Here is a 26,012-nt window from a genome sequence, read left to right on the forward strand (position 1 = left end):
GGACCGGACAGATGGCACTTTCCAAAAGGCAACTGTTCCAGAAGCGTCGCCTGCGCGTCCGGAACAAGCTTCGCAAGATGAACGCCGGCCGTCCGCGGCTGTCGGTGCATCGCTCCAACAAGAACATCAGCGTCCAGCTGATCGACGACGTGCAGGGCGTCACGCTCGCCCATGCCTCCTCGCTCGAGAAGGATCTGGGCGTCGTGGGCCGCAACAATGTCGACGCCGCCACCAAGGTCGGCAGCCTGATCGCCGAGCGGGCGAAGAAAGCCGGGGTCGAGGAGTGCTACTTCGACCGCGGCGGCTTCCTCTATCACGGCAAGATCAAGGCCCTGGCCGACGCCGCGCGCGAAGGCGGGCTGCGGTTCTGATCCAGGGGTGCGTGCAAGCACGCACCCTACACCGACCCCGTAGGGTGTGTGCTCGCACGCACCGCCACGGGAAACCTCGTGGGCGGCCCACCCGCCCCGATGATCCGAGGCGCCACATCGCGCGGCGCCACCAAACCCCGTAGGGTGTGTGCTTGCACGCACCGCGACGGGAAAGCTTGTGGGCGGCACGCCCGCCCCGATGATCCGGGACGCCACATCTCGCGGCGCCACCAGGATTGACAGACCCCGGCGCGGACACGCGCCACGATCAAAGGAGGCCGATTTGGCCAGAGAACCCAATCAGCGGGGCAATCGCCGCGACCGCGACGAGACCCCCGAATTCGCCGATCGCCTCGTCGCGATCAACCGTGTGTCCAAGACCGTGAAGGGCGGCAAGCGCTTCGGCTTCGCCGCGCTCGTCGTCGTGGGCGACCAGAAGGGCCGTGTCGGCTTCGGCAAGGGCAAGGCCAAGGAGGTCCCCGAGGCGATCCGCAAGGCGACCGAGCAGGCCAAGCGCGGCATGATCCGCGTGCCGCTGCGCGAGGGCCGGACCCTGCACCACGACGTCAACGGCCGCCACGGCGCCGGCAAGGTCGTGATGCGCACCGCTCCGGCCGGCACCGGGATCATCGCCGGCGGCCCGATGCGCGCCGTGTTCGAGATGCTGGGCATCCAGGACGTCGTCGCCAAGTCGACCGGCACGCAGAACCCGTACAACATGATCCGCGCCACGCTCGACGGTCTCCGGCAGGTCGCGAGCCCGCGCCAGGTGGCCCAGCGCCGCGGCAAGAAGGTCGCCGACATCCTGCCCAAGCGCGACGAGGCGCCGACGCATGGCGACCCGCAGACCCAGATCGCGGAGGAAGCGTAAGCCATGGCCAAGACCATCGTCGTCAAGCAGATCGGCAGCCCGATCCGCCGCCCCGCCATCCAGCGCAAGACGCTGGTCGGCCTGGGCCTGAACAAGATGCACAAGACCCGGGAACTGGAAGACACGCCCGCGATCCGCGGCATGGTCGCCAGGATCCCGCACCTGGTCGAGATCGTCGAAGAGCGCGGCTGAGCGCCGCTCGTCCGGGCCCCGGCCCGGGCGCCTGATCCAATCCCGCACCGCGGCGCACGCGCCGCGGTGTTGTCGTTCCGGGCCTGCGTGGCGTCGATCGTCGCGGCGCCCGGACCCTGCCGCGTTTCGCGTCGCACGCACCACCTGAAAGCGATTTCAAGTCTCGCGACTCGGCCGGCCGACATGATAAGAATGTGACAGAATGTACCACGTCTTGTGCCTCTACGAGAGCGACGAGGATCAGCAGTTCGTTGCCGACGCGCTGGACTCCTATGGCCTGAAAACGACCTGCGTGGGCTGTTCCGCCAAGGAGCAAGCGCTCATGCAGAGCGTCGATTTCGACCTATTCATCCTGGACATCCGGCACTTGGACGGAAGCGGTCTCGACCTCATCCCGCAGATCCGGCGGCAGAACGGCAAGGCCGGAATCATCATCCTGACCGCGATCGATGACGAGACGGACCGCGTGCTCGGCCTCGAACTCGGGGCCGACGACTTTCTCGTGTCGCCGATCAGCGCCCGCGAATTGCTTGCGCGGGCCAAGGCCATTCTGCGCCGCACCCGCCCGCAGGAAAGCCCGGGGGCGACCGGCGTGCCCTGGGCGCAGTCCGGAGAGATCGTGTTCCATGGCCTGGTGCTTCGGCCCAACGCCCGCTCGCTCCGCGAACAGCGCAGCGCGCAGCCGGTCGAACTGACCAACGCGGAGTTCGACGTGCTGTCGGTCCTGGCCCAGCACCGCAACCGGGCGATGACCCGGGACGAGATCCTGCACGCGATCCGCGGCAGCGAGTGGGAGGCCAACGACCGTTTCGTCGACGGCATCGTCAGCCGGCTTCGCCGCAAGCTCTATGCCGAGCGCGGCCGCGAAGAGCAGATCAAGACGATTCGCGGCGTGGGATACATGCTGACGGACTGAACGTCCCCGCACACGCCAGTCAGAAGGTCCGCAGGGCCGCTCCGGCCAGGAAAACCGCCGCGCGCGGCATTGCAGACTGTACGGCAATGCCCTTGTTTCGCCACGTGAACGGCCCGTCGAATTCATCACTATTAATACGGTTCATTTGTACATTTTAGTACAAATTGGCCGAATCCTGGCCATTTCCCGTTCCTAGCTTGACCGAACCAACGATCAGGTGAGGAGTACTACAGTGAACATGCCTTTGTTTGCCGGCTCCGGCCGGAAGGGAGACAGGGTGAGGCTGCCGGGATCGTATCGCCGTCATGTCTCGTGGATGCCGCAGATCGGCGACGTCTTCCCCGACTTCACCGCCCTGACGACCGCAGGGCAGATTCAGTTCTTCGACTGGGCCGAGGGCAGCTGGACGGTCCTGTTCAGCCATCCCTGCGCTTTCACGCCCGTCTGCACGACAGAGATGGCCGCGCTCGCCGATGCGTCCGAGGATTTCGCCAAGCGCAACGTCAAGCTGCTGGCCTTCACCAAGTCCTCGCTGGCCACGCAGGCGGCCTGGCACCGCGAGATCGAGTCGCTCTTCGACGTGAAGATCGACTTTCCCAGCGTCGAGGACGCCGACGGCCAGTTGGCGCGGCTGTTCGGCATGATCCATCCCAAGCAGGGCGAAATGCCGGCGCGCCGGACGATGGTGCTCGACCCGTCCATGCGGATCCGGCTGATCATGGACTACCCGCCGCATCTCGGCCGCAGCACCGACGAGGCGCTGCGCGTGGTCGACGGGTTGCAGGCGCAGGACAGGCTGTCCGTGCAGACGCCCGCGGACTGGCAGCAGGGCGACATGTACATCCTGCCCAGGCGATACAGCGAAGAAGAGACGCTGTGGCATTTCGGGGCTCTGCCGACACAGCTGACGCCCTATCTGAGGGTCGTCCAGGCGCAGCAGGACCAGCCGGTTACCGACCCGGAAAACGACATGGGCGGGAACCGCGACCCGGCGCGCGCCGTGGTCCCCGGACCACGCTGACCGCCCGGAGACCATGGTTCGACTCGGAAGAAACACATGCGAACGACACACCGCCTGTGTACGGCATGACCCGGACGAACCCGCAGGCGGCCCGTCGGGGCCGCCTGTGTCACGGCACCCGCCGCGGCTCGTGCGCGAAGATCGACAGTTTCAGCCAGTCCCGCACCTGCCGCGTCAGCCGCGGCGCCCCGTCGATCTCGATCCGGCCCGCGTCGATCTCCTCCGACATCGGCGCCAGGCCCATCCACACCGCCGTCATCGACCGCAGGTCGGCGTCGATCAGCACGTCGACCTCGTAGCCGGGATCCTCCTTGCACAGGTCGGTGTCGTCGGGCTCGACCACCAGCCACCAGTCCTGCAACAGCGTCTCCAGCTGCCGGTACTTGAACTGTACCGTACAGCGCGCGGCGGGCCGCGGGTCCGGCTCGAAGTTGCGCCGGATGTCCCACATCAGCAGCGAGGGGTCGAGGTTGCGCAGCGACAGCCGCGATTCGACCCAGCGCTGCCCCCAGCTTCCGATCCCCACGATCAGCGGCCGCAATTCCTCGCCCGCCTCGGTCAGGCGATACTCGGTCCGGCCGCCGGCCCCGCGCTCGACCCGGATCACGCCGGAAAGTTCCAGCTCTTTCAGGCGCTTGGACAGAAGCCCCGGCGACATCTTCGGCACGCCGCGCCGGATGTCGTTGAACCGCGTGCTGCCGCACAGAAGCTCGCGGATGACCAGCGGCGTCCAGCGGGTGCAGACGATTTCCGAGGCCATCGAGACCGGGCAGAACTGGCCGTAGAGGTTGGTGACTTCCATGATGTGCCTCGCGTTTCCCCCGCGTCACTCTAGCACGGCGCCGGGGCCGCAGAAACAGCGCGCTACACTTTCTGAACTATCGCGACTCGGGCCGCCGGTGAGACGCTTGTCCCATCGAATGCATTTCAGGGAGAGAGCGAAATGACTGTCATGGAAGATGTCGGGGCACGCGCCCCCGAGACCGCGCGGATCGCAGAGATCGCCGACCGTCTCGCGCAGGAATTCGCGCAGAACGCCGCCGCGAACGACAGCGACGATTGCTTCGTCGGGCCGCATTACGACCGCCTGAAGGAGGAGGGGCTGAGCCTGGCCGGCGTTCCGGCCGAGCTCGGCGGCGCCGGCGCCGGGCTGCGCGAGCTGACCGACATGCTGCGCCGGCTGGCGCATGGCTGTTCATCGACGGCGCTGGCCTTCTCGATGCACACCCACCAGGTCGCGTTTCCGGCCTGGCGCTGGCACCATCAGGAGGCGGCCAAGGCGGCGGTCGAACCGCTGCTGAAGCGGGTCGCGGCCGAGAAGCTGATCCTGCTGTCCTCCGGCGGCGGCGACTGGATCGGCGGCTCGGGCAAGGCCGAGCCGGTCGACGGCGGCTACCGGATCACCGCCCGCAAGATGTTCGTCTCGGGCGCGCCGGCGGGCGACATCCTGATGACCTCGGCCGTGGTAGAGGAGGTCGACGGTGCCAAGGTCATCCACTTCCCGTGCCCGATGGCGGCGCCCGAGGTCTCGGTGCTCGACACCTGGCACACGCTGGGGATGCGGGCGACCGGCTCGCACGACGTGATGATCGAGGGGCTGTTCGTGCCGTCCGACAAGGTGCCGGTCAAGCGCCCGGCCGGCGAATGGCACCCGCTGTTCTTCATGCTGGGCACCATCGCCTTCCCGCTGATCTACGCCGCCTATCTCGGCGTGGCCGAACGGGCGCGCGACCTTGCGGTCGAGATCGCGACCAAGCGCGCGCCGGGCCAGCGCATGTACGCGCGGGCCGGCGAGATGGAGACCGCCCTGACCGCCGCGCGTCTGGGGCTGGAGCACATGGTGCAGGCGGCGGAGCGGAACGCGCCCTCCGCCGAGACGGTGAACCAGGTCATGACCGGCCGGCGGCTGGTCGAGGAGAACGCGATCCGCTGCGTCGAGAAGGCGATGGAACTGGCCGGCGGTCCCGGTTTCTACCGCAAGGCCGAGCTGGAGCGCCTGTTCCGCGACATCCAGGCCGCCCGCTACCACCCGCTGCAGAAAGAGGTGCAGTCGGACTTCGCCGGCGCCCTGGCGCTGGGCCAGCCCATCGACACGATCTGGTAAGCCGACTGGCGGGGTGGGCCATCTGCCCGCCCCGCCGCCGCGCCGTCCTCCTCACGCCGAGGACCGTGAATCCCCGTCGATGGGAAAGGTCTGCCCGGAGAACGACCGCGCGGCCGGCCCGGCGAGGTACAGGCACAGCGCGGCAATCTCCTCCGGCTGCACGAACCGCCGCACCGACTGGTTGCGAAACGCCTTCTCCCGCTCCTCCTCCAGCGTGGTCCCGGCCAGCTCGGCGCGCGCGGCGAGCACCGCGTCCATCCGCGCGCCCGCCACGGCGCCGGGGAGGATCGCGTTGCAGGTGATCCCATCCGGTCCCAGCTCCATCGCCAGCGTTTTCGCGAGCCCCACGAGGGCCCATTTCGTGCTGGCATAGGCCGAGCGCTGCGGATAGCCGAACCGCCCGGCGAGCGACGACATGATCAGGATCGTGCCGCGCCCGGACCGTCGCAGGTCCGCAATCGCGGCCTGCGTGACCGCGAAGGTTCCCGTCAGGTTGACGTCCAGCACCCGGCGCCAGTCCGCCAGCGGATAGTCGGCGACAGGTGCGGTCGGCCCCGCGATGCCCGCGTTGTTCACCAGAACGTCCAGCCCGCCGAGGCGCTTAGCCGCCGCCGTTACGGCCTGACCGATGGCGTCGGCGTCCGCGACATCCGCGACGTCGCCGGTGATGCCGTCGGTGCGCGTGGCGGCGTCCAGCGCCGCCCGGTCGATGTCGAGCACATGCACCCGCGCGCCGGAGGCCGCGAAGGCCTGGGCGATGGCCAGTCCGATGCCGCCCGCGCCGGCGGTGATCAACACTCTCTGCGCCATTCCACAGGCTCCTCTGCTCGCGGCGGCCGGTCCCGCCGCCGCGAGTATGGTTGCACCGCCGCCGTCACCGCAAGGCGGAGGCTCCGCAGGGGCGCATCCGCCGCCGCCCCCTCGGACAGGCTGCGGACGCGCGGGCACACTGCACGACACTGGGTTTTCCGAGGGACATTTCCACCCGCGTCGCGCGGCGGAACGCCGTGCAGCGCCGCCCCGCCCCCATCGGGGCGGCGCTTCTGGCGATGACGGTGCCAAGTGTCCGATCTAAATGCTTATTTCTCCGAAATCGCAAAGCTCAACCGCGCCCCGGCGGGTCGGCGCTGCACGGCGTTCCGCTCGACCGGGGCCGCTATCCGGCAAAGCCGAGGAAGTCGTGTCGTGTAGTATGGACGTCCGCGGACGTGTTACCGCTATCTATAACAACATCAAAACCTTATGCCCCCGTCCAACCTTGGACACCCCCCTTGAACGCCATGCCGATCCCGTCTATACGCCTCCGGTGGTCCCAACCGGACCCCGACTCGACAACCAAGAAACGCCGAGGCCGCCCTTTCTTCGCTTCGCGGGGCGCGTCCGGCTCAGGAGAAGCGACATGAAACTGAACGACCTCCGGGACAATCCCGGCGCCTCCAAGAAGGCGATGCGCGTCGGCCGCGGCCCCGGCTCCGGCAAGGGCAAGACCGCCGGCCGCGGCATCAAGGGCCAGAAATCCCGTTCGGGCGTGGCCATCAACGGCTACGAAGGCGGCCAGATGCCGCTCTATCAGCGCCTGCCCAAGCGCGGCTTCAACAAGCCCAACCGCAAGAAATTCGCCGTCGTTAACCTCGGCATCCTCGCCAAGTTCATCGAGGCCGGCAAGATCGACGCGGGCTCCACGATCACCGAGGACACCCTCGTCGAAAGCGGCCTCGTCCGCCGCAAGCTCGACGGGGTCCGGGTGCTGGCCAAGGGCGATTTCTCGACCAAGGTCGACCTTGAAGTCTCCGGCGCCTCCAAATCCGCCGTCGAGGCGGTGGAGAAGGCGGGCGGCTCGCTCAAGGTCAAAACCCCGGCAGCGGCCGAATAAGAGGTTGTGAGCGTCGCCCGTGGCGCTTACATCCCCTTCCTAGTTTCCTAAGCGCCGCCCCCGGGAAACCGCGAGGCGGCGCTCTTACTGAAAGAGATCGCGCATGGCTTCGGCAGTCGAGCAAATGGCCGCGAACATGAGCTGGTCCGCCTTCGGCAAGGCGACCGAGCTCCGGCAGCGGATACTTTTCACCATCGGGCTTCTCTGCGTCTATCGCCTCGGCACCTACATCCCGGTCCCCGGCATCGACGGCAACGCCCTGCGCGAGTTCATGGAGCAGGCCACAGCCGGACTCGGCGGCGTGCTCAACATGTTCACCGGCGGCGCGATCTCCCGGATGGGCATCTTCGCGCTGGGGATCATGCCCTACATCTCGGCCTCGATCATTGTGCAGCTGCTGGCGGCCATGGTGCCGTCGCTGGAGCAGCTGAAGAAAGAGGGCGAGCAGGGGCGCAAGAAGCTCAACCAGTACACCCGCTTCGGCACGGTGGCGCTGGCCCTGTTCCAGGGCTACGGGCTGGCCGTCAGCCTGGAGGCGGGCGACCTGGCGACCGATCCCGGCTGGTATTTCCGCGCCTCGACCGTCATCACCCTGGTCGGCGGCACCATGTTCCTGATGTGGCTGGGCGAGCAGATCACCGCCCGCGGCATCGGCAACGGCATCTCGCTGATCATCTTCGTGGGCATCGTGGCCGAGATTCCGAACGCGCTGGCGCAGTTCTTCGCCTCCGGCCGCTCGGGCGCGATCAGCCCCGTCGTGGTCATCGGCGTGATCCTGATGGTGATCGCGGTGATCACCTTCGTGGTGTTCATGGAGCGATCCCTGCGCAAGATCCACATCCAGTATCCGCGCCGCCAGGCCGGCATGAAGATGTACGAGGGCGGTTCGTCCCACCTGCCCATCAAGGTCAACCCGGCGGGTGTGATCCCGGCGATCTTCGCCTCGTCGCTCCTGCTGCTGCCGACCACGATCTCGACCTTCTCGGGCAGCCAGTCCGGCCCCGTCATGGCGACGATCCTGGCCTATTTCGGCCCCGGCCAGCCGCTCTACCTGGCGTTCTTCGCCGGCATGATCGTGTTCTTCACGTTCTTCTACACCTTCAACGTGTCGTTCAAGACCGACGACGTGGCCGAGAACCTGCAGAAGCAGAACGGCTTCGTGCCCGGCATTCGCCCCGGCAAGAAGACCGAGGAATACCTCGATTACGTGGTGACGCGCATCCTGGTGCTGGGCTCGGCCTATCTTGCGGCAGTTTGTCTCCTGCCCGAGATTCTGCGTTCACAACTGGCCATCCCCTTCTATTTTGGCGGCACTTCGGTTCTGATCGTCGTGTCGGTGTCGATGGACACGGTGCAGCAGGTGCAGTCGCATCTTCTGGCGCACCAGTACGAAGGGCTGATCGAGAAGTCCCAGCTTCGCGGCAAACGCCGCCCGAAGAAGGGACCGGCAAGGCGCTGAGCACAGCGCGGCAATGGAGAAGATGGCGCCGGCGCGTTTACGTGACCGGCGCTTCTGATGGGGGACAGACCACATGAACATCATTCTGCTCGGCCCGCCCGGCGCCGGTAAGGGAACACAGGCGCGGATCCTGGTGGAAGAGCGCCAGATGATGCAGCTGTCGACCGGCGACATGCTGCGCGAGGCCCGCACCAGCGGCACCGAGATGGGCAAGCGCGTGGCCGAGGTCATGGACCGCGGCGAGCTGGTGACCGACGAGATCGTCATCGGCCTGATCCGCGAAAAGCTGGAAGCCGGCGGTGCGCCGGGCGGCTTCATCTTCGACGGCTTCCCGCGGACGCTCGCCCAGGCCGACGCGCTGGGCAAGCTGCTGGAGGAAGAGGGCCAGAAACTCGACGCGGTGGTCGAGATGCAGGTGGACGACGAGGCGCTGGTGAAACGGATCACCGCCCGCTCGACCTGCGCCAATTGCGGCGAGGTCTACAACGACATCTCCAAGCCGATTCCGGCGGACGGCAAATGCACGGTCTGCGGCGGCACCGAGTTCAAGCGCCGCGCCGACGACAACGAGGACAGCCTGAAGACGCGGCTGATGGCCTATTACAAGCAGACCTCGCCGCTGATCGGCTACTACTATGCCAAGGGCAACCTGACCACGGTCGACGGGCTGGGCGAGATCGACGAGGTCAAGGCGCGCATCGCCGGCGCGCTGGGCTGAGCCGGACGGGAACGGGCTTCGCGGAGCGGGCGCATCGCGCTAACATGGCGGATGCGCCCGTTTGCTCGTTCAGGAGAGAAGCCCATGCCCCACCGTGCCCTTGCCGCCCTGTCGCTTGCCGTCGCCGTCGTCTGCAGCGCGGCGGCGGCGCAACCGCGGCTGGTGACCAACCCCGAGATCTGCGCACTGGGGCCCGACGACTACTGGGGCGAGATGGGCATGGTGCTGACCGACAGCACGATGGAAGAAATCGAGTATTTCTGCGAATTCGACCCGCCCGTCGCGTTCGACTGGTCCGGCGACCGGATCGAGACGCGGCTGGGCTACTGCAACGAACCCGGGATCATCATCCCCGAGGTGTTTTCCTTCGAGTACAGCCAGTACGAGCCGGGCGTGGTCCGGGTGTGGACGCGGGGCAGGGACGAGCCGACGGTGTTCACGGCCTGCCGATAGCCGGTGGCGTGTCGCTCTTGCGGCTCCGCCTCGTGGCGAAGAAAGCCCGGACGGGCTTGATGAGCTAGAGGCGCTTGCCCCAGAGATCGTACTCGCCGGCCTCGTCCACCTCGACCGTGACGATGTCGCCGGGCGACAGATCCTCGAACCCTTCGTCGATGAACAGGCAGCCGTCGATCTCGGGCGCGTCGTGCATCGTGCGGCAGGTGGCGGCGTCGTCCTCCACGAGGTCCACGATCACCTCCATCCGCCGGCCGACCTTGGCCGCCAGCTTCGCCTCGGAGATCGCCTGCGCCTTCTCCATGAACCGCTCCCAGCGGTCCTGTTTCACCTCTTCCGGCACGTGGTCGGGCAGGGCGTTCGACCGGGCGCCCTCGACGTTTTCGTACTTGAAGCAGCCGACCCGGTCGAGCTGCGCTTCGTCCAGCCAGTCGAGCAGGGTCTCGAACTCCGCCTCGGTCTCGCCCGGGTAGCCGACGATGAAGGTCGAGCGCAGGGCGAGGTCCGGACAGTCCGCCCGCCAGGCGGCGATCTCGTCCAGCGTGCGCGCGGCGGCGGCGGGCCGGGCCATGCGGCGGAGCGTATCGGGATGCGCGTGCTGGAACGGGATGTCGAGATAGGGCAGCACGCCGCCCCCCGAGCCGCCCTCGGCCATCAGCGGGATCAGCTCGCGCACATGCGGGTAGGGATAGACGTAGTGCAGCCGCACCCAGGCGCCGAGCGTGCCGAGGTCGCGCGCCAGATCCACGATCGGCGCCTTGGCGGCGCGGTCCTTCCAGTCGGTGCCGTAGGCCGAGGTGTCCTGCGAGATCACCAGAAGCTCGCGCACCCCGGCCTCCACCAGCCGCTCGGCCTCGCGCATCACCGCCTTGTGCGGGCGCGAGGCGAGCTTGCCGCGCATGTCGGGGATGATGCAGAACTTGCAGGCGTGATTGCAGCCCTCGGAGATCTTGAGATAGCTGTAATGCCGCGGGGTCAGCGACACGCCCGAGGCCGGCAGCAGGTCGATATAGGGGTCCGGCGCCGGCGGCACGGCCGTGTGGACGGCGTCCAGCACCTGCTCGTACTGGTGCGGGCCGGTCACCGCCAGCACCTTGGGATGCGCGCCGGTGATATAGTCGGGCTCCGCGCCGAGGCAGCCGGTCACGATCACCCGGCCGTTCTCGGCCAGCGCCTCGCCGATCGCCTCCAGGCTCTCGGCCTTGGCGCTGTCGAGAAAACCGCAGGTGTTCACGATCACCGCGTCGGCGCCGCCGTAATCGGGCGAGATGCCGTAGCCCTCGGCCCGCAGGCGGGTCAGGATGCGCTCGCTGTCGACCAGCGCCTTGGGACAGCCGAGCGAGACCATGCCGATGGTCGGCTGGCCGTCGCGTTTCGTCTCGGCGACGCGGGCACGGACGAGGTCGGGGCGCAGGTCGGGGGGATTGGCAGTCATGACCCCGGGCATATAGGCGCTGCGGCGCCGGCGGGAAAGGGCTATTCCGGCAGGCCCATCCGTTTCAGCGCCTCGATATAGTCCGGCTGGAAATGGCGCGCGGTGGGCGGGATGCAGTTCAACAGGTAGCCGACGGTCAGGTGCGGATAGTGTTCCGTCAGCTTGCGCAGCATGGCATCGGCGTCGGCCTTGCGGTCCATCAGCGTGTAGACGCCGGCGAGGATCCGGTAGACCCAGGTGCAGCCCGGATTCGCATGCATCCCCTCGCGCAGAAGCCGGATCGCCTCGTCGTAGCGGCCGAGCGTGCGGACCGCCACCGCCTGGCCGAAGAAGATGTTGAAGCGGAACGGGTCCAGCGGGCTCAGCTCCTCGGCCCGGTCGAAGGCGTCGAGCGCCTCCTCCGCCCGGCCGCAATAGGTCCAGGCCCAGCCGCGCCGCATCCAGCCCCAGGCATTGTTCGGGTCGATGGCCAGCGCCCGGTCGATCAGGCTGTTGGCGCGGTCCACGTCGTTGCCGGACAGCGTGACCGCCGCGCCGATGGCCACCAGCGAGGGCGCGTGGTCGGTCACCCGCTGCGCGGCCGCGTCGGCGGCGACGAGCGCGGCGCGGTGGTCGGCATCGGGATCGTCCGACCACATGTAGCTGGGCTTCTGCGCCAGCGCCCAGGCCTTGTAGGCCATGGCGGGCACATAGTCGGGGTCCTGCTCCAGCGCCGCGTCCAGCAGCGCGATGGCGCGGTCGTTGTCGGCCTTCCGATGGGCCCAGAAATGCGGCAGCGCCGTCAGCATCAGGTCATAGGCGGAGCGGTCGGCGGGCTGCCGGGCCCCGGCGCGGCGGATCTCGGCCGCGCGCAGGCTGGGCGAGAGCTGTCCCGCCACATGGGCCGCGATCCGGTCCTGCAGCTCGAACAGGTCGTCCATCCGGTCGTCGTAGCGGTCGGCCCAGAGCGTCGCCCCGGTTTCGCCGTCCACGAGCTGTACCGAGATGCGCACCCGCTCGCCCGACCGGCGCACCGTGCCCTCCACGAGGTAATCCGCCCGCAGCCGCCGGGCGGCTTCGGTGACGTCCAGCGCCTCGGCCCCGAGGGCGAAGGCCGACTGGCGGGCGATCACCCGGAAGTCGCGCACATGGCTCAGCGCGCCGGTGATCTCCTCGACCACGCCGTCGGCGAACATGTCGTCGGCGCCGCGGGTCAGCTCCTCGAATCGCAGCACCGCAATGGCCGGCTCGCTGCGCGCCTCCTTGGGGCGCGGCGCGGCGGGGCCGCTCTTGTGCAGGGCGTCGGCCAGCGTCCGGGTGTCGTCGGACAGGCCGGTGCCGTGATCCGCGCGCTGGCGCTCGGCGAAGGCCTGGCAGGTGGCGAGGGCCGGGCCGGGCCGCCCGCCGTCCGCCGCGGCGCGCAGAAGCACCCGCAGCGCGCGCTCGTCGTCGGGATCGTGCGACAGGGCGCGCTCCGCCGCGTCCTGGGCCGCCGCGCCGTTGTCGTCGGCAAGCGCCCGCTCCGCGGCCGCCAGCGCCGCCCCGGCCAGCTGTGCGTGCCGCTGCGCGCGGGCCTCGCGCAGCCAGTCCTCGAACGGCTCGCAATGCAAAGCGACATCCGCCAGCAGGTCGGCCCCGGCCGGCCCCTCGGCGATCTCGACAGCGCCGAGCCGGACCGCGCTGCGATCGGCGTGCAGCGCGCCGTCGGGCAGGCGCTTGCGCAGGCTGGACAGCTCCTGGCGCAGCGAGCCGCGCGCCTGTTCCTCGGCCCGGTCGCCCCAGAGAAGCGTCGCCAGCGCGATGCGCGAGGCCTGGCGGTCGGGCGCCAGCGCCAGATAGGCCAGCATCGCCCGGCCGCGCGCCGACAGCCCCGGGACCGGGGCACCGTCGGGCAAACGGGCCTCGACCGGTCCGTCGATCTGCAGCGTCAAGAGCGGTGGCATCGCGCGTCGTTTCGTCAAATGCGTCGGGGTCATTTTTGACGTGGAATTGACGGATTGCCACCGGAAATCCGGGCCGGCTTTGACGGCGTCGATACGGGGCGGTGCGACAGTGGGTGCAACACAGACGAACCGGCCCAAGGAGGAAGCCATGACCGTCCGGACCACCACCCCGCGCCGCGCCTTCGCCCCGCACACGCCGCGCCGCCGCCGCGGCCTGTTCGCCCGGCTGTTCGATGCCGACGCCCGCTTTCGCGAGGGCCAGGCGATGAAGCGCCTGACCGAGGAACAGCGCCGCGACATGGGCCTGCCCCCGGCCGAGGACAAGGTCGCCGCCAGGGCCCGCGCCAACATGCGCTTTCTGACCCACCAGTGGTAGGCCGCGCGCCCGCCCCGCGACGCGGGGAGACAGGTGCGCGGACTGCGGCCCCGGCCGCCCGGCGACCGCCTTTGGCTTGAGCGGATCGCCCGCGCCGCCTATCCTCCCGCCGTGCGGCAGGCAGGAGCGGGCGGATGCGCTGGATCGTCAGGATTGTCCTTTTCGTCGTCGTGGTCGCCGCGCTGGCCGTCGGCGCGCTCTTTCTGCTGCCGGCCGACAGGATCGCGGGCTTCGCCGCCGAGCGGTTCGAGGACGCCACCGGCCGGGCGATGACCCTCGGCGGCGACATCCGCCCGACGATCTGGCCCGAACTGGGGGTCAGGACCGGCCCGGTGCGCATCGCGAACGCGGACTGGTCGCAGGAGGGGCCGATCCTGAGCGCCGAGGCGCTGACCATCGGCGTCGACGTTCTGGCGCTGATCCGCGGCGACATCCGGATCACCGGCGTCGAGGTGCAGGCGCCCGAGGTCGTGCTGGAGATCGCATCCGACGGGCGGGCCAACTGGGACATGGGGACCGGGGCGGACAGCGCCGCGCCGGAGGCGGTGGAGACCGAGGGCGGCACGGTGCCGGCCTTCCGGCTGGACGAGGCCGTGATCCGGTCCGGCGCCCTGACCTTCATCGACCATGCGGGCGGCAGCCGGATGCGGCTGGACGAGGTCGATGCCACGCTGCGCCTGCCCGATTTCGAAGGCCCGGCCGACATGACGCTCGCCGCCACGATGAACGGCCAGCGCCTCTCGCTGGAGGCGCAGGTGTCGCAATTCGCGGCGTTCCTCGCCCGCGGCGCCGTTCCGGTGGCGCTGACGGCCGAGGTCGGCGGCTCGACCCTCTCCTTCGACGGCCGCGCCGGCCTGGTCCCCGTGGCCGCCGGCGGGACGCTTGACGCCGACATGGCCGACATGGCGGCGGTCTTCGCCCTGCTGGGCCGCGCCGCGCCGGAGATACCCGAAGGCTTGGGCCGGTCGATCCGGGTGCAGGGGCAGGTAACGGCGACGGAGGCCGGCAAGGTCACGCTGCGCGACGGGACGGTCCGGCTGGACGACAACACGCTGGCGGCGGCGGCGGACCTGGTGCTGACAGGGGCGCGGCCCAAGCTGACGGCGCAGGTCACGGCGGGGGCGCTGGACGTCTCGGCGCTGGCCGGCGCCGGTTCGTCGGAGAACGGCGATGCTGCCGGCGGCGGCGGCGACGCGGCAGGCTGGTCGCGCACGCCCATCGACGTCAGCGGGCTGCAGGCGCTTGATGCCGAGATCGCCTTCGTGGCCGACAGCGTCGAGCTCGGCCTCGCCCGGCTGGGCCGGACCAGCCTTCTGATGACGCTGCTGGACGGGCGCGCGGTGACCGAGATCCGCCAGCTCTCGGCCTATGACGGGCTGATCCAGGGCAGTTTCGTGGTCAACAGCCGCGGCGGGCTGTCGGTCCGGGCGAACCTGACCGGCGCGGGCGTGGCGCTGCAACCGCTGCTCGAACAGCTCGCCGGGTCCGACCGCCTGCTGGCGGACGGCGAGGTCACCTTGAACCTGCTGGGCGTCGGCAACGACATGCACAGCCTGATGACCAGCCTCAGCGGCGACGGGGCCCTGAGCCTGGGCCAGGGCGAGCTGCGCGGGCTGGACCTCGCGGGGATGCTGCGCAACCTCGACACCTCCTATGTCGGCGCCGGGCAGAAGACGATCTTCGACAGCATCGACGCGACCTTCCGGGTCGAGAACGGGGTGCTGAGCAACGACGATCTCGCCTTGCTGGCGCCGCTTGTGAACGCGACCGGCACGGGACAGGTCGGCCTCGGCGCCAGGACGCTCGACTACCGCCTGCTGCCGATCCTGCTGGAGGGGGCCGAGGGCGAGGGCGGGCTGCGCGTGCCGCTGATCGTCAGCGGCCCCTGGAACGCGCCGCGCTTCCGGCTCGACCTGGAGGCGCTGGTGACGCAGGAATTCGGCGACGAGATCGAGGCGCTGAAAGGCGAGGTCGAAAGCAAGGTGACCGAGCGGATCAGCGAGGAGCTGGGCGTCGAGGTCGAGAGCCTGGACAACGTCGAGGAGACGCTGCAGGAAGAACTGGAAAACCGTGCCAGAGAGACGCTGCGCGGGCTGTTCGGCGGGAATTAGGGACAACCGCCTCTGCCCGCGGGGTGCCACCGGCCGGGGGATGCACTCCTAAAACGCGGAGCGCACGCGGCGACGGGCCCCCGCTCAGCGCTTGCGGTCGCGCCGCGCGCTCATCGGCTGGAACGCCACGCTGACATGCGCCTCGCAATAGGGCTTGCCCGCCTGCACCGAGAGGCCGCAGAACCAGAAGTCGTCCGTCGCCGGATCGCCGATCGGCCATTTGCAGGTGCGCTCGGTCAGCTCCATCAGACCGATCCGCTTGGCCTTCTTCTCGACCTCGCGGACATTGGCCAGCGTCTCGGGGCTGATCTCGTTGGCGGAGGGCTGCGGCGGCAGCGGCTGGCCGGCCGGGATGATCGGCTTGCGCGTGGCCGGCGTGGGCGCCGCGGCGGCATCCGCCGGGTCGGTGGCGGCGGCGGCCGGTTCGGGGGCGGGGGCCGGCTCGTCCGCCGGCTCCGGCGCAGGTGACGGGGCCTCGGCCTCGGGCGCCTTGGCCGGACCGGTGGCGGCCGGCGCCGGCCCGCCCGTGCGGTTCGACAGGCCCAGCCGGTGCACCTTGCCGATCACCGCGTTGCGGGTCACGCCGCCCAGTTCCTTGGCGATCTGGCTGGCGCTCTGCCCCTCGGTCCACATCTTCTTGAGAAGCTCGACGCGCTCGTCTGTCCAGGACATCATCCGTTTCCTTGTCCGCGGGAACGGCGCAAGCGGCTCGGCGCCCCTGCACCTGCCGCATCCACCTGCCGCTCCGGTAAATTCCGATCAGGCCTATACTAGTGATCCGGGCCCCCGATGTGAAGCGGCGGCGCGACAAATCGGTGCTTCCCCCGCGCGGCGTTCTGGCCTATGCAGGCGTCCATGATCCGACGCGCCCCTCTCCGTTCCGCGCGACGCCGAGGCTGAGCCCCGGCGAACGATCCCGCGTGGGCAGATGCCCCGCACCCCCTCCATCATTGACAGGTCACCGCCGATCCGGCACTTCAATGACCTCTTTTGAAAGGACTTCACCATGATCCCGTCCGTTCTGCCGACCTATAACCGCGCGCCCCTGTCCTTCGTGAAGGGCGAGGGCAGCTGGCTGATCGAGGAGAACGGACGCCGATACCTGGACCTCTGCGCCGGGATCGCCACCACGGCGCTGGGCCACGCGCATCCCGCGCTGGTCGCGGCGCTGACGGAACAGGCGAACAGGCTCTGGCACGTCTCCAACCTGTACCGGATCCCGGAGCAGCAGGCGCTGGCCGACGCGCTGACGGACAAGACCTTCGCCGACACGGTGTTCTTCACCAACTCGGGCACCGAGGCCTGCGAACTGGCCGTGAAGATGGCGCGCAAGCACCACCACGACGCGGGCCGGCCCGAACGGACCGAGATCCTCACCTTCGAGGGCAACTTCCACGGCCGCTCCGGCGCCGCCATCGCCGCCTCGGGGGCGGAGAAGATGGTGAAGGGCTTCGCGCCGCTGATGCCGGGCTTCACCATCCTGCCCTTCGGCGATCACGACGCGCTGCGCGCCGCCGTGTCGGAGAAGACCGCCGCCATCCTGGTGGAGCCGATCCTGGGCGAGGGCGGGATCAAGCCCTTGCCCGACCAGTGCCTGAAGGGCCTGCGCGACCTCTGCGACGAGCACGGGGTTCTTCTGATCCTCGACGAGGTGCAGTGCGGAATGGGCCGGACCGGCCGCCTCTTCGCCCATGAATGGGCCGGGATCGAGCCCGACATCATGATGGTGGCCAAGGGCATCGGCGGCGGCTTCCCGCTGGGCGCGGTGCTGGCCACCGAGGACGCCGCCTCCGGCATGGTCGCGGGCACCCACGGCTCCACCTATGGCGGCAACCCGCTGGGCTGCGCGGTGGGCGCCAAGGTGCTGGAGATCGTCTCGGACCCCGACTTCCTGGCCGAGGTCAACCGCAAGGCGGGCCTCCTGCGCCAGAAGCTCGAAGGCCTGGTCGCCGCGCACCCGGACGTCTTCGACCATGTCCGCGGCGAGGGGCTGATGCTGGGCCTCGTCTGCAAGGCGACCAATACCGACGTGGTGCAGGCCGGCTACGACCAGGAGATGCTGCTGGTCCCCGCGGCCGAGAACGTCGTCCGCCTGCTGCCCGCGCTGACCATCGCCGACGAGGAGATCGCGGAAACCGTCGCCCGCCTCGACCGCGCCGCGCAGGCCGTCTCCGCGAAGCAACCTGCCTGATCTTCTTCTCGTTCGAAATACGCCGGGGGTGTGGGGGCTGGCCCCCACTCCGCCCGGCACCAAAAAGACCGATCCGATGACCCATTTCCTCGACATCCACAAGACCGACCCCGCCGCCCTGCGGCAGATCATCGACAGCGCGCAGGCGATGAAGACCGCCCGCGACGGCAAGCCCAAGGGCACGCCCGACGCCACCCGGCCGCTCGACGGCCACATGGTCGCACTGATCTTCGAGAAGCCCTCGACCCGCACGCGCATCTCCTTCGACGTGGGCGTGCGCCAGATGGGCGGCGAGACGATGGTGCTCTCGGGCGCCGACATGCAGCTCGGCCACGGCGAGACCATCGCCGACACCGCGCGCGTGCTGTCGCGCTATGTCGACCTGATCATGATCCGCACCTTCGAGGAGGCGACGCTCCTGGAGATGGCGGAGCATGCCGACGTGCCGGTGATCAACGGGCTGACCAACCGCACCCACCCCTGCCAGATCATGGCCGACGTGATGACCTTCGAGGAACATCGCGGCCCCATCGCCGGCAAGAAGGTCGTCTGGTCCGGCGACGGCAACAACGTCTTCGCCAGCTTCGCCCATGCGGCGGGGCAATTCGGCTTCGACCTCACCTTCACCGGCCCCGAAACGCTCGACCCCGAGCCCGCCTGGTTCGAATTCTGCGCCGGCAAGGGCCACCCGATCACCGTGGAGCGCGACCCGGCGAAGGCCGTGGACGGCGCCGATCTCGTGGTCACCGACACCTGGGTGTCGATGCACGACCCGCAATCCGCGCGCGAGCGGCGGCACAACCAGCTGCGCCCCTACCAGGTGAACGAGGACCTGATGGTCCACGCGAAACCGGATGCACTGTTCATGCACTGCCTGCCCGCGCATCGCGACGACGAGGCGACGAGCGCGGTGATGGACGGCCCGCACTCGGTGATCTTCGACGAGGCGGAAAACCGGTTGCACGCGCAGAAGGCGATCATGCGCTGGTGCCTGGGGGTCTGATCGGCGGGCAGGGCGCCCAGTGCTTGTCTCCGCCGGCACGTGGCTTAGGCTCTGACAGGACGGAAATACGGGAGACGCGCGATGGCAGAGGCACGGATCGGGCTGGTGGGCCTGGGGGTCATGGGCGCCAACCTGGCGCTGAACATCGCTGACAAGGGGTTCCCCGTCGCCGTCCACAACCGCCGAACGAGCGTGATCCACGACTTTATCGGCAAGGCCGGCCCCTTGGCCGAGAACCTCGTGCCGGCCGAGGACTATGCCGCGCTGGCAGCCGCGCTGACCCCGCCGCGGGCGGTGATCCTGATGGTGCCGGCGGGCGGGCCGGTGGACTCGGTGATCGAGGCGCTGACGCCGCATCTCGACACAGGCGACATCATCGTCGACGCCGGCAATGCCGACTTCAACGAGACCCGCCGGCGCGAGGCCGCGCTGCGCGACGAGGGCCTGCGTTTCGTCGGCATGGGCGTGTCGGGCGGCGCCGAGGGCGCGCGGCACGGGCCGTCGATCATGGTCGGCGGCGCCGAGGCGGCCTATGCCGAGATCGCCGAGGTGGTCGAGTCCATCGCCGCGCGCTACCAGGACACGCCCTGCGCCGCGCATCTGGGGCCGGACGGGGCGGGGCATTTCGTCAAGACCGTGCATAACGGCATCGAGTATGCCGACATGCAGATGATCGCCGAGATCTACGGCCTGCTGCGCCACGGCGACGGCCGCTCCACCGACAGTATCGCCGAGCTGTTCCACGGCTGGAACCAGGGGCCGCTGCAATCCTACCTGGTGGAGATCACCGCGAAGGTTCTGGCGACCGCCGATCCGGAAACGGGCCAGCCGATGGTGGACGTCATCCTCGATTCCGCCGGGCAGAAGGGCACCGGCCGCTGGACCGTTGTGGAGGCGCTGAAGCTCGGCCAGTCGCCGATGGCGATCGAGGCGGCGGTGGCGGCGCGGTCCTGGTCGGCGGAGAAGGCGCTGCGCGAGACCGGGGAGGGGCTGCTGTCGCCGCAGGACGCGCCCGAGACCGGTCCGCGCGTGCTGGACGGCGACCTGGAACGCGGGCTGCTGGCGGCGCGGATCATCGGCTACGCGCAGGGGTTCTGGCTGCTCTCGGCGGCGTCGGAGGAATTCGACTGGTCGCTGGACCTTGCCCGCGTGGCCGAGATCTGGCGGGCGGGCTGCATCATCCGCTCGTCGCTCTTGGACGATATCGCGCAGGCGTTCCGGGGCGAGTTGCCCGGCGGCGCACTGATCCTCGCGCCGGCCTTCGTGCGGATGCTGCGCGACAGTGTGAGCGCGCTGCGCCGGGTGGTCGCGGCGGCGGCGGTGTCTGGCCAGCCGGTGCCCGCCCTGTCGGCGGCGCTGGCCTATTACGACACGATGCGCCAGGCGCGCGGCACGGCGGCGCTGATCCAGGGACAGCGCGACTTCTTCGGCTCCCACGGCTTCGTGCGGGTGGATACCGGCGAGGCGGATCAGCACGGGCCGTGGGGGGCATAGCGGCTCAGGCCACCGACAGCACGCCCGCCTGCAACCACACGCCCTCGGCCATCGCCGCCAGGCGTTCGCGGACAGCGGCCGCCAGCAGCGACGGCTCCGGCGGTCCGCCGTCGAGGACCGACGCAAGCTCTGCCAGTTGCAGAAACACCGAAGCCATCCCGAACCCGAACCGCGGCGGCGTCTGGACGAGCGCATCGCCGATCGTGAACCACGCGGGCAGCAAAGGATCGCCCGGCCGCTCCATGCCCAGCAGGCGCGGCGGCGGCGCCACGTAGCCGATCCGCGCCAGCGGCCCCGCCGCGGCCGCGATCTCGGCCATCGCCCCCAGCCCGTGCCGCGATAGCGCCTCCGCCAGCTCCGGGCCGGTGCTCGCCTCCGGTGCCCCGGCCCCCCGCCAGGTTACGTAGAGCCGCCGATCCGCGCGCGCGATCAGATAGATCGACGCCTCGGCGTCCGGCGGCTGCCACAGCATTGCGTGCCGCCGCGGCGCCTCGGGCGGCAGTGCGCCGCTCCAGGTGCAATAGCGTCCCGGCGCCGCGATCTCGTCCAGCCAGAGCTGCGCGCCAAGCGCGTCCAGGGCGTCGGCCACCCAGCGATGGGCGCCGGTCGCGTCGACCAGAATATCGGCCCGACGCGCCCCGTCCTGGAAGGCCACCTCGAATTGCGTGTCATGCGCCAGCGCGCGGGGGCGGACGCCGTAATCGAAGGTCACGCCTGCCGCCGTCGCCGCCGCGTGCAGCGCCGTTTCCGCTGCATCGCGCGACAGGAAAGGACCGGTGCGCGCCGCGCCCTCGGGCAGCCGCAGATAGTGCCAGTCGGGCGCCGCCGCCCCGCTCAGGGCGGCGGCCAACTCCGGGGCGGCCTTGCGAAGCGGCGGGCCGGGATCGGGCGGCAGGATATGGACGTGCTCCGCCTGCGCCGCCGCCTGTTCGGGCCCGGTGCGCGGGTCGAGACAGGTGACGCGCGCCCCCGCCCGGGCCAGAAGCGCCGCAGCGCCCAGCCCGGCCGGGCCGGCCCCGAGAACCAGGGCCGTCGGGTCAGGCAGTGCCAAGCCCGAAGCCTTCGCCGCTGACCGCGGAGGCCTCGGCGAAGATGACGAAGAAGAAGCCGTCGCCCGACGCCGATCGCCGCAGCGTGTCGCGGCTCAGCCGTGTCAGCGCATTCCGCATGCCGTCATCCGGGACGAACATGTCCCCGGGGAAGAACATGTCGCAAGGAAAGAACATGTCGCCCGGGAAGAACATGTCGCCGGGGAAAAACATGTCGCCCGGAAACTGCCGACCACCGGGTGGAATCGGAAACCGGTTGGACGTGAACATCTCGCGTATCGCGCCGCCGGCCACGCGCGCGGCGTTCAGCCGGGCGTTCAACTGCTGCGAAAGTTTGGAATTGATCACCAGTGAGTTCACCAGCCCGTCGCGGAGTTCCTCGCCGGCCAGCCCCGCCAGGCGGTTCGGATTGCGCAGGGCGAGCTGCACGTTCCCGTTGGCACCCGCCCCGATAACGGGCGTGGCGGCGCCGAGCGCGGCAAAGGCAGTGATGGCGGTGAAACGTCTGCGTGAAATCATATCATACTCCGTGAATCAGATTAGAAAATGAGCCCCCAGCGAAACACAGCCCGTCCGCCCTGTCACCCCCGCCGTTTCGCCCGCAATGTCGGGTCGGCCTGCGTGGGATCCTCGGGCCAGGGATGCTTCGGGTATTGCCCCCGCATGTCCTTGCGCACCTCCGCATAGGAGGTCGCCCAGAACCCCGGCAGGTCCGTCGTCACCTGCACCGGCCGCCGCGCGGGCGACAGCAGCGTGACCTTCAGCGGCAGCCGGTCCGGTCCGATCACCGGATGCTCGGTCACGCCGAACATCTCCTGCAGCCGCACCTCGATCTGCGGCGTCCCGCCGGCATAGTCGATGGGGATCTTCCGCCCCAGCGGGGTCTCGAAATCCGGGGGCGCGAGGCGGTCCAGCGCCTGCCGTTGCGGCCAGTCGAGCCGGGCCAGCAGCGCATCCGCGATGTCCAGCCCGTCGAGCGACCTGCGCCCCGCGAGGGCGGGCAGCAGCCAGTCCTCCAGCGTCTTCATCAGCGCCGCGTCCGAGCTGTCGGGCAGGTCGGCCCCCTGGCCGCGCAACAGCTCGATACGGGACTGCAGCCGGCGGGCGCGGTCGGTCCAGGGCAGGCCCAGGTCGCGCACCGCGTCCAACAGCGCGGCGGCGAACGCCTCGGGCGGCGGGTTCTTCCAGATGCGGTCGTCAAGAACCAGCGCGCCGAACCGCTCCTGCTGCCGCGCCTCCACCCGGCGGTGGCGCTTCGACCAGCGGCAGACGTCGTGCCAGCCGATGCGGTCGCCATAAAGCCCGCGCAGCTCCGCCTCGGTCAGCGCCACGGCTTGCCGGATTTTCGCCTCGCGCCCGCCGCCGGTCAGCTCTGTCGCGACGATCAGGCGGCTGCCGGCCAGCGGATCGCCCGCGTCCATCTCGGCCCCCGTGCCGCCGGAGAGCAGCCAGCGCGGCGCGTCGCCGGGCCGGCGCAGCCCGACGCGGTCGGGATAGGCGAGGGCGGCCATCTCGGCCGGGGTTCTCGCCGCACCCTCCGGCTGGCCGGCGAGCCGGCGGAGCCGTTTCGCCTCCGTGGCGATGCGCTCCAGCGCCGGGTTCCCCTTGGCCCGCCGCAGCGCCTTCAGCCGCAGCGTCAGGTCCGTTCCCTCGCCGCGCAGCGGGTCGCGGTCGTTCAGCAGGGCGGCGAGCGGCGCAGCCTCCGGCCCCGCGACCGCCAGCATATGGGCGAGCCGCGGGTGCAAGGGCAGCGCGGCCAGCGCACGCCCGTGCCCGGTGACATGCCCCGCCGCGTCCAGCGCCCCCAGCTCGACCAGCAGCGCCCGCGCCTCCGCCAGCCCTTTCTCGGGCGGCGGGGTCAGGAGCGACAGCTCCTCCGGCCCCTGCACGCCCCACATCGCCAGTTCCAGCGCCAGCCCGCACAGGTCCGCTGTCGTGATCTCGGGCGGCGGAAAGGCCTGCAGGCCGCCGTCCTCGCCCTTCGTCCACAGCCGGTAGCAGAGGCCCGGCGCCACCCGCCCGGCACGCCCCGTCCGCTGCGTCGCCTCGGCCCGCGTCACCCGCTCGGTCACCAGCCGGGTCATCCCGCGCCCCGGGTCGAACCGCGCCCGCCGCGCCAGCCCACCGTCGACCACCACCCGCACGTCCTGGATGGTCAGCGCCGTCTCGGCGATCGCGGTGGCCAGCACCAGCTTGCGCCCCGTCTCCAGCGGCGCCACCGCCGCGCGCTGGGCGGAAAAGGGCAGCGCGCCATAGAGCGGCTGCACCGCCACGCCGGCCGGCAGCCGCCCCTCCAGCGCCGCCGCCACGCGCCGGATCTCGCCCTCGCCCGGCAGGAAGGCCAGCACGCCGCCATCGGTCTCGCCCACCGCCTGCGCCACGAGGTCGGCCATCGCCGCCTCGAACCGCTGCCCCTTCGCCACCGGCCGCTCCTGCCAGCGCAGGTCCACCGGATGACTCCGCCCCTCCGACGTCACCACCGGCGCGTCCAGCATCTCCGCCACCGGTCCCGCGTCCAGCGTGGCCGACATCACCAGCACCATGAGGTCCGGCCGCAGCGCCTCGCGCACCTCCCAGGACAGCGCCAGCCCCAGGTCGGCGTTCAAGGACCTCTCGTGGAACTCGTCGAAGATCAGCGCGCCCACGCCGCCAAGCTCGGGGTCCGATTGCAGCATTCGGGTCAGGATGCCCTCGGTGACGACCTCGATCCGCGTGGCCTTCGACACCCTGGTCTCGCCGCGCATCCGGTAGCCCACGGTCTCGCCCACCGGCTCGCCCAGCGTCTCGGCCATGCGCGCGGCTGCCCCCCGCGCCGCCAGCCGCCGCGGCTCCAGCATCACGATCCGCCCCGCGGCCGGCAGCCCGGCTTCCAGCATCGCCAGCGGCACCCGCGTCGTCTTGCCCGCCCCCGGCGGGGCCTGCAGCACGGCGCGGCCGGCCGCGCGCAGCGCGCGGGTCAGCTCCGGCAGGGCGGCGTCGATGGGCAGTTCGGGCGTCACGGCGCCCGTTATCGGCGAGTCGCCCCGGCAAGACCAGAGCACCGGCTGGACATTCGAGCCGAACAGAGGGCACACAGGCGCCACCCTTCCCGAGCAACAAGGGCCGGACCGAATGGCGCAGATCGACACGCAGGCACTCGCCGAACAGATCGCCCGGGGCGAACGCCGGGCGCTGGCCCGCGCGATCACGCTGGTGGAAAGCGGCCGGGCCGATCACCGCGCGGCGGCGACGCGGCTGCTGGAGGCGCTGGAGACCGACCGGCAGGCGATCCGGATCGGCCTGTCGGGCACGCCGGGGGTCGGCAAGTCGACCTTCATCGAGGCGTTCGGCTCGATGCTGACGGGGCAGGGGCTGAAGGTCGCGGTGCTGGCGGTCGACCCGTCCTCGGCCCGCTCCGGCGGCTCGATCCTGGGCGACAAGACGCGGATGGAAAAGCTCTCGCGCGACCCGAACGCCTTCATCCGCCCGTCGCCGGCGCAGTCGCAGCTGGGCGGCGTGGCACGCCGCACGCGCGAGGTGATCCGGCTGTGCGAGGCGGCGGGCTACGACGTCGTGCTGATCGAGACGGTGGGCGTCGGCCAGTCGGAAACCATGGTGGCCGAGATGGCCGACCTCTTCGTGCTGCTGCTGGCGCCGGCCGGCGGCGACGAGCTGCAGGGGGTCAAGCGCGGGATCATGGAGATCGCCGACCTGATCCTGGTGAATAAGGCCGATGGCGAGCTGCAGGCGGCGGCGAACCGGACCTGCGCCGACTATGCCGGCGCGTTGCGCCTCCTGCGCAAGCGGCCGCAGGATCCGGAAGGCTTTCCCAAGGCGCTGACCGTCTCGGCGGTCACCGGCGCGGGGCTGTCCGGCGCCTGGGAGGAGATGCAGGCGCTGACGGAGTGGCGGCGCGAGACCGACCACTGGACGGCGCGGCGGCAGGCGCAGGCGCGGCACTGGTTCGAGGAGGAGGTGCGCCAGGGGCTGCTGGCGCGGCTGACCGCGGACCCCGACGCCCGGGCGCGGATGGCCGAACTGGGCGCGGCGGTGGCCCGCGGCGACACCTCGCCGGCGATGGCGGCCGAGGAGATGCTGGAGTCCCTGCGCGGCTGATCCGCGAGACGGCATCAATTGGCCGCCACGTCTGATCCGCAGACGCAGACCTTCGCGGCACTTCCAAAAGAAAAACCCCGCCGAAGCGGGGTCTCTTATCTGCGCCGTGAGGTTCGGTTTGCAGTCACCGAAGATACACGGCGGCCCCGGGTAGGGTCTTAGACGTGGATCACAATGAGAGCCACCAACAAGCTTCAAGATGGGCTACGGAAGGTGCTTTGTCAAGGAGGCCATAGCATGCGCGCGCAGGACGCACTGGCGAATTTTCTTTAGAGCGTTTTCCGATCAATCTGCATCGTATCCGCAGGCGGCGAAGTAGTTTTCGCATTCCTGGTGCGTGAAGCAGTCGATGAGTTCG

Annotated in this window: 24 protein-coding genes; 16 read left to right on the top strand and 8 right to left on the bottom strand. The window is 70.1% G+C overall.

Annotation, left to right across the window (positions count from 1 at the left end):
* The first annotated feature begins 11 nt into the window (after positions 1-11).
* The 5 genes from rplR to P1J78_RS15815 all read left to right on the top strand — a co-directional run bounded on the left by rplR (position 12) and on the right by P1J78_RS15815 (position 3,371).
* Complete coding sequence (rplR, locus tag P1J78_RS15795; protein WP_275568337.1) at positions 12-371, top strand: 50S ribosomal protein L18; 360 nt, start codon at positions 12-14, stop codon at positions 369-371.
* A gap of 283 nt (positions 372-654) precedes the next feature.
* Positions 655-1,242 (top strand): 30S ribosomal protein S5, encoded by a 588-nt coding sequence (gene rpsE / locus P1J78_RS15800; protein WP_275568338.1) that lies wholly within the window; start codon positions 655-657, stop codon positions 1,240-1,242.
* A 3-nt stretch (positions 1,243-1,245) separates the two neighbouring features.
* Positions 1,246-1,434 (top strand): 50S ribosomal protein L30, encoded by a 189-nt coding sequence (gene rpmD / locus P1J78_RS15805; RefSeq protein ID WP_275568339.1) that lies wholly within the window; start codon positions 1,246-1,248, stop codon positions 1,432-1,434.
* A gap of 202 nt (positions 1,435-1,636) precedes the next feature.
* Positions 1,637-2,350, top strand: coding sequence for a response regulator transcription factor (locus tag P1J78_RS15810; protein WP_275568340.1), 714 nt, complete (start codon positions 1,637-1,639; stop codon positions 2,348-2,350).
* Between the two features lie 316 nt (positions 2,351-2,666).
* Positions 2,667-3,371: a redoxin domain-containing protein gene (locus P1J78_RS15815; protein WP_275568341.1), complete on the top strand. Its 705-nt coding sequence runs from the start codon at positions 2,667-2,669 to the stop codon at positions 3,369-3,371.
* Positions 3,372-3,480: 109 nt separating this feature from the next.
* Here P1J78_RS15815 and P1J78_RS15820 read toward each other — a convergent pair whose 3' ends face one another.
* The gene (locus P1J78_RS15820; RefSeq protein ID WP_275568342.1) at positions 3,481-4,173 is read right to left on the bottom strand and encodes a winged helix-turn-helix transcriptional regulator; all 693 of its coding nucleotides are present in this window, start codon (positions 4,171-4,173) and stop codon (positions 3,481-3,483) included.
* Between the two features lie 141 nt (positions 4,174-4,314).
* Here P1J78_RS15820 and P1J78_RS15825 point away from each other — a divergent pair, with 141 nt between their 5' ends.
* The gene (locus P1J78_RS15825) at positions 4,315-5,475 is read left to right on the top strand and encodes an acyl-CoA dehydrogenase family protein (RefSeq protein WP_275568343.1); all 1,161 of its coding nucleotides are present in this window, start codon (positions 4,315-4,317) and stop codon (positions 5,473-5,475) included.
* A 51-nt stretch (positions 5,476-5,526) separates the two neighbouring features.
* On the opposite strand, the gene P1J78_RS15830 is transcribed toward P1J78_RS15825, so the two are convergent.
* The gene (locus P1J78_RS15830) at positions 5,527-6,285 is read right to left on the bottom strand and encodes an SDR family oxidoreductase (protein WP_275568344.1); all 759 of its coding nucleotides are present in this window, start codon (positions 6,283-6,285) and stop codon (positions 5,527-5,529) included.
* Between the two features lie 589 nt (positions 6,286-6,874).
* On the opposite strand from P1J78_RS15830, the gene rplO reads away from it, so the two are divergent.
* The 4 genes from rplO to P1J78_RS15850 all read left to right on the top strand — a co-directional run bounded on the left by rplO (position 6,875) and on the right by P1J78_RS15850 (position 9,978).
* A complete protein-coding gene (gene rplO, locus P1J78_RS15835) occupies positions 6,875-7,348 on the top strand; it encodes a 50S ribosomal protein L15 (RefSeq protein WP_275568345.1) in 474 nt (157 codons plus the stop codon).
* A gap of 103 nt (positions 7,349-7,451) precedes the next feature.
* A complete protein-coding gene (gene secY, locus P1J78_RS15840; RefSeq protein ID WP_275568346.1) occupies positions 7,452-8,807 on the top strand; it encodes a preprotein translocase subunit SecY in 1,356 nt (451 codons plus the stop codon).
* A 73-nt stretch (positions 8,808-8,880) separates the two neighbouring features.
* Positions 8,881-9,525, top strand: a complete 645-nt coding sequence (locus P1J78_RS15845; RefSeq protein ID WP_275568347.1) for an adenylate kinase — start codon at positions 8,881-8,883, stop codon at positions 9,523-9,525.
* Between the two features lie 84 nt (positions 9,526-9,609).
* Complete coding sequence (locus tag P1J78_RS15850) at positions 9,610-9,978, top strand: hypothetical protein (RefSeq protein WP_275568348.1); 369 nt, start codon at positions 9,610-9,612, stop codon at positions 9,976-9,978.
* A 64-nt stretch (positions 9,979-10,042) separates the two neighbouring features.
* Here the strand turns inward: P1J78_RS15850 and rimO are convergent, their stop codons facing one another.
* The gene (gene rimO / locus P1J78_RS15855; protein WP_275568349.1) at positions 10,043-11,413 is read right to left on the bottom strand and encodes a 30S ribosomal protein S12 methylthiotransferase RimO; all 1,371 of its coding nucleotides are present in this window, start codon (positions 11,411-11,413) and stop codon (positions 10,043-10,045) included.
* A 41-nt stretch (positions 11,414-11,454) separates the two neighbouring features.
* Positions 11,455-13,335 (bottom strand): tetratricopeptide repeat protein, encoded by a 1,881-nt coding sequence (locus P1J78_RS15860; RefSeq protein WP_275568350.1) that lies wholly within the window; start codon positions 13,333-13,335, stop codon positions 11,455-11,457.
* A 148-nt stretch (positions 13,336-13,483) separates the two neighbouring features.
* On the opposite strand from P1J78_RS15860, the gene P1J78_RS15865 reads away from it, so the two are divergent.
* Complete coding sequence (locus P1J78_RS15865) at positions 13,484-13,711, top strand: hypothetical protein (RefSeq protein ID WP_275568351.1); 228 nt, start codon at positions 13,484-13,486, stop codon at positions 13,709-13,711.
* Positions 13,712-13,845: 134 nt separating this feature from the next.
* On the top strand, positions 13,846-15,822 hold the full coding sequence (locus tag P1J78_RS15870; protein ID WP_275568352.1) for an AsmA family protein: 1,977 nt from the start codon (positions 13,846-13,848) through the stop codon (positions 15,820-15,822).
* Between the two features lie 84 nt (positions 15,823-15,906).
* On the opposite strand, the gene P1J78_RS15875 is transcribed toward P1J78_RS15870, so the two are convergent.
* Entirely contained in the window at positions 15,907-16,494 is a 588-nt protein-coding gene (locus P1J78_RS15875) for a GcrA family cell cycle regulator (protein ID WP_275568353.1), read from the bottom strand.
* Between the two features lie 334 nt (positions 16,495-16,828).
* Here P1J78_RS15875 and P1J78_RS15880 point away from each other — a divergent pair, with 334 nt between their 5' ends.
* The 3 genes from P1J78_RS15880 (at position 16,829) to gnd (ending at position 20,510) form a co-directional block, all read left to right on the top strand.
* Positions 16,829-18,013: an aspartate aminotransferase family protein gene (locus P1J78_RS15880; RefSeq protein ID WP_275568354.1), complete on the top strand. Its 1,185-nt coding sequence runs from the start codon at positions 16,829-16,831 to the stop codon at positions 18,011-18,013.
* Between the two features lie 76 nt (positions 18,014-18,089).
* Positions 18,090-19,016, top strand: a complete 927-nt coding sequence (gene argF, locus P1J78_RS15885) for an ornithine carbamoyltransferase (RefSeq protein WP_275568355.1) — start codon at positions 18,090-18,092, stop codon at positions 19,014-19,016.
* 81 nt (positions 19,017-19,097) lie between these two features.
* The gene (gnd, locus tag P1J78_RS15890; RefSeq protein WP_275568356.1) at positions 19,098-20,510 is read left to right on the top strand and encodes an NADP-dependent phosphogluconate dehydrogenase; all 1,413 of its coding nucleotides are present in this window, start codon (positions 19,098-19,100) and stop codon (positions 20,508-20,510) included.
* Between the two features lie 4 nt (positions 20,511-20,514).
* Here gnd and P1J78_RS15895 read toward each other — a convergent pair whose 3' ends face one another.
* From P1J78_RS15895 to hrpB, 3 genes are all read right to left on the bottom strand, one after another.
* Positions 20,515-21,561: an FAD-dependent monooxygenase gene (locus P1J78_RS15895; RefSeq protein ID WP_275568357.1), complete on the bottom strand. Its 1,047-nt coding sequence runs from the start codon at positions 21,559-21,561 to the stop codon at positions 20,515-20,517.
* Positions 21,548-21,988: a hypothetical protein gene (locus tag P1J78_RS15900; protein WP_275568358.1), complete on the bottom strand. Its 441-nt coding sequence runs from the start codon at positions 21,986-21,988 to the stop codon at positions 21,548-21,550. The genes P1J78_RS15895 and P1J78_RS15900 overlap by 14 nt, the downstream gene beginning before the upstream one ends.
* A 152-nt stretch (positions 21,989-22,140) precedes the next feature.
* Positions 22,141-24,558 (bottom strand): ATP-dependent helicase HrpB, encoded by a 2,418-nt coding sequence (gene hrpB, locus P1J78_RS15905; RefSeq protein WP_275568359.1) that lies wholly within the window; start codon positions 24,556-24,558, stop codon positions 22,141-22,143.
* Between the two features lie 112 nt (positions 24,559-24,670).
* On the opposite strand from hrpB, the gene meaB reads away from it, so the two are divergent.
* Positions 24,671-25,654 (top strand): methylmalonyl Co-A mutase-associated GTPase MeaB, encoded by a 984-nt coding sequence (meaB, locus tag P1J78_RS15910; protein ID WP_374213314.1) that lies wholly within the window; start codon positions 24,671-24,673, stop codon positions 25,652-25,654.
* Positions 25,655-26,012 lie beyond the last annotated feature (358 nt).

The organism is Psychromarinibacter sediminicola, assembly GCF_029168335.1.
Classification (GTDB): Bacteria; Pseudomonadota; Alphaproteobacteria; order Rhodobacterales; family Rhodobacteraceae; genus Psychromarinibacter; species Psychromarinibacter sediminicola.